The 3,186-nt window shown below is 62.3% G+C and carries 3 protein-coding genes; 2 read left to right on the forward strand and 1 reads right to left on the reverse strand.

Translation table 11 applies throughout. From position 1 onward, the window contains the following. Nucleotides 1-688 (forward strand): molybdopterin-binding protein (locus ENZ75_RS26250; protein ID WP_128278427.1); only part of this gene is annotated, 688 nt, incomplete at its 5' end. A gap of 31 nt (nt 689-719) precedes the next feature. Here the strand turns inward: ENZ75_RS26250 and ENZ75_RS26255 are convergent. Next, nucleotides 720-1,517 (reverse strand): aspartate/glutamate racemase family protein, encoded by a 798-nt coding sequence (locus ENZ75_RS26255; protein WP_013531948.1) that lies wholly within the window; start codon nt 1,515-1,517, stop codon nt 720-722. Between the two features lie 221 nt (nt 1,518-1,738). Between ENZ75_RS26255 and ENZ75_RS26260 the strand changes: the two genes are divergently transcribed. Further along, the gene (locus ENZ75_RS26260) at nt 1,739-3,019 is read left to right on the forward strand and encodes a D-amino acid dehydrogenase (protein ID WP_063167890.1); all 1,281 of its coding nucleotides are present in this window, start codon (nt 1,739-1,741) and stop codon (nt 3,017-3,019) included. Nucleotides 3,020-3,186: the final 167 nt, after the last annotated feature.

The following is a 3,186-nucleotide window of genomic DNA, read 5'->3' on the forward strand; positions in this document are numbered from 1 at the left end:
CGTCGGCAGCGGCCTGCGCAGTTTCCTCGAAAACGCCAATGGCCTGACATACCGGGCGCAACGCCTGCTCGCCGGACGCGGTGCGCTGGCGCCGGAATTCACCGAGGCCGATATCCGCCAGCCGCAGCGGCCGAACGGCGTCACCGCTCCCGATGACGACGTCTACAAGGGCCTGCTCGCCAACAATTTCGCCGACTGGCGTCTGGAAGTGACGGGTCTTGTCGAAAAGCCGCTGTCGCTCAGCCGCGAGCAGCTCCAGAACATGCCAAGCCGCACCCAGATCACCCGCCATGACTGCGTCGAAGGCTGGAGCTGCATAGCCAAATGGACCGGCACGCCGCTGTCGCTGGTGCTGGACCAGGCGGTGGTCAAACCGCAGGCGCGCTATGTCATGTTCCATTGCCTCGACACGATCGACCGCAGCCTGTCGGGCGACATCAAATATTACGGCACCATCGACCTCATCGATGCCCGTCACCCGCAGACGATCCTCGCCTACGGCCTGAACGGCAAGCCGCTGCCGGTCGAGAACGGCGCGCCGCTGCGGGTTCGCGTCGAGCGCCAGCTCGGCTACAAGATGCCGAAATATCTCTACAAGATCGAACTGGTCGACGGCTTTGCCGATGTCGGCGGTGGCAGGGGCGGCTATTGGGAAGACAATGGCTATGACTGGTACGGCGGGATCTGAGCTGCACACCGCAAATCCGGCGCTGAAGATGCTAGCCTAGCGAGCGGCGAAACAGCTCGCCTTTTCCGGCAATCTGCTCGCCAATGCCGCCAAGCCGCAGCATATGCCAGGCAAGTGCATGGTTGCTGGAGGTGACCGGTTTCCCCAACTCCTTCTCGACCTCCTCGATGATGCGGGCAACGCGCATGCTGGTGCAGGAAACGAACACCGCATCACAGTCGCTCGACGCACCGATTTCCAAGATGGCCTGCTTGACCGATGCCGGCGTGATGCGTGCAACGACATTGTCGTCCGCCTCGTTGAAGGAGCCCATGACCGGAATATCCATCCCCCGCGCCATCAGCGATGCCCGCAGCGAATGATTGATTTTCGCCAAGTAAGGGGTGAGCAGCGCGATCCTCGAGACCCCCAGGGCCTTCAGCGCGGCGCGTGCCGCGGTCACCGGATTGGTCACCTGCACACCAGGCAGCACCTCGTGAACGCGCTCGGCAACCTTATCCTCGCCGATGACCAGCGCTCCCGACGTGCAGGCAAAGCCGATCACATCGAACTTGACGTCGGGCAAGAGTCCCACCGTTGCCGGGATTACCGCCGACATTTTCATCAGGTTTTCCGGTGTGATCTCGACATCGCTGTAGAGCCGCGCCTCGTACAGCGCGATGTCGCGCGCGGGCAGCGCATACCGGAATTCATCCTCGATGGTCTGGTCGGTCCGCAGCACGAGCAGGCCGAGATTGGCGCGCGTGCCGATACCGTCATCGGTCTTGAAGGGAATGTGTTCCTTGTCGAGGACAAGCGTGTCGTCGGCGCGGCTAACCGGGGCGTCCATGGCGCAGTCCCCTCCCTGATGCCAATCAGAATTGTCGACAATAGAAACGGCGATATTGCCGAAACTGTCAAGGGCTCTGTGCAGATCCTGGGAACCGGTAAACGCCTGAATTTTGCGCTTGCGCGGATCGCTTGTCCGTCGCCGACCCATTCACCGTTGACAGGGATCGGCGTCTTCCTATTGAATTGTCGACAATAGGAACACAGCCCTTCGGGACAGCAATGCGCGTATTGATCTTGGGCGGCGGCGTGGTCGGGATCACCACCACTTATCAGTTGCAAAAGGACGGCCACGCGGTCACTGTTCTCGAGCAGGCACCGCAGGTGGCCGAGGGCGCGAGCTGGGCAAATGCAGGCATGATCGCGCCCGGTCACTCCTTCGTCTGGTCATCACCAGCCGCGCCAAAAATCCTGCTGAAGTCGCTGTTCCTGAAAGACCAGGCGCTTCGCTTCAAACTTTCCGCCGACCCGCATCTCTACAGCTGGTCGCTGCGCTTCCTCAGGGAATGCACGGCCGCCAAAGCGCGTCGCAACACCCTCCTCAAACATCGGCTTGCGGTCCATTCCCAATCGGTCCTGCAGGCGGTCGTCAGGGAGGAATCGATCCAATACGACAGGACCTCGGCCGGCATCCTTTACTTCCACCGCAGCCGTCAGGCGCTCGACAAGGGCGTCGCCAACATGCGCCTGCTGGAGGCCGACGGCCAGGAGATCCGCATTGTCGACGCACAGGAAATCATTGACCGCGAGCCGGCGCTGGCTTCGTCGCGCGGCAGCATTGCCGGCGGCATAATGTGTCCAACCGATGAAACCGGCGACGCCGCCAAGTTCACGCGCGCGCTGGCGGCCATCGTCGAAACGAGGGGCGGCAAGATCCTGACAAGCACGAGGATCGTCGGGATCGAACGCAGGAATGACGCGATCATCCGGGTCGTCACCGACAAGGGAGAATTTCTGGCCGACACCTACGTTCTGTGTCTCGGCGCCGAAAGCCCGATCCTCGCCCGCAAGATCGGCCTTGGTTTGCCGATCTATCCGGTCAAAGGATATTCCCTGACCATTCCCATCGTCGACCCGGCGCTGGCTCCAAAACTCCCCGTCATCGATGAGCACAATCTCGTTGCCATCACGCCGATGGGCGATCGCATCCGCGTCACCGCCACCGCGGAATTCGCGGGCTATGATCGCAGCCACAAGCCTTCGGATTTCGCCTTCATGAAGCGCGTCACGCAGGACCTGTTCCCGCGCGGTATCGCCTATGATCGCGCCGAAATGCGGGCCTGCCTGAGACCCATGACGCCCGACAATCTGCCGATCCTCGGCCTGCGCAACATCAAGAACCTCTGGCTGAACACCGGCCACGGCCATATTGGATGGACGATGGCGCATGGATCGGCCCGCATCGTCGCCGACCTGATCGCCGGCCGGGCTGCGCCGATCGCCCTCGACGGTATCCTTCCCACACAGGCGCGGTTCGCCGAACCAAGCGCCGCAAAGGCTTGACCGACGCCATGCTCCGACCCACCAGGCACAGCAACCAGGACGACGATGCGGCGTTGGCATCCAAGCCGATCAAGACCGGCCCGCGCGTCTATGAAGAGATCCGTCGCATGGCGATGGACTATCGCTTCAAGCCGAACGAGCGCATCAACGAAGTGGCGCTTGCCGCG

The organism is Mesorhizobium sp. M7A.F.Ca.CA.002.04.1.1 (genome assembly GCF_004022805.1).
Lineage (GTDB): Bacteria > Pseudomonadota > Alphaproteobacteria > Rhizobiales > Rhizobiaceae > Mesorhizobium > Mesorhizobium ciceri.

Excerpts from the sequence above, each read along its gene's own strand:
- ENZ75_RS26255 (WP_013531948.1), bottom strand. The coding sequence starts at position 1,517 with ATGGACGCCCCGGTTAGCCGCGCCGACGACACGCTTGTCCTCGACAAG.
- ENZ75_RS26260 (WP_063167890.1), top strand. The coding sequence starts at position 1,739 with ATGCGCGTATTGATCTTGGGCGGCGGCGTGGTCGGGATCACCACCACT.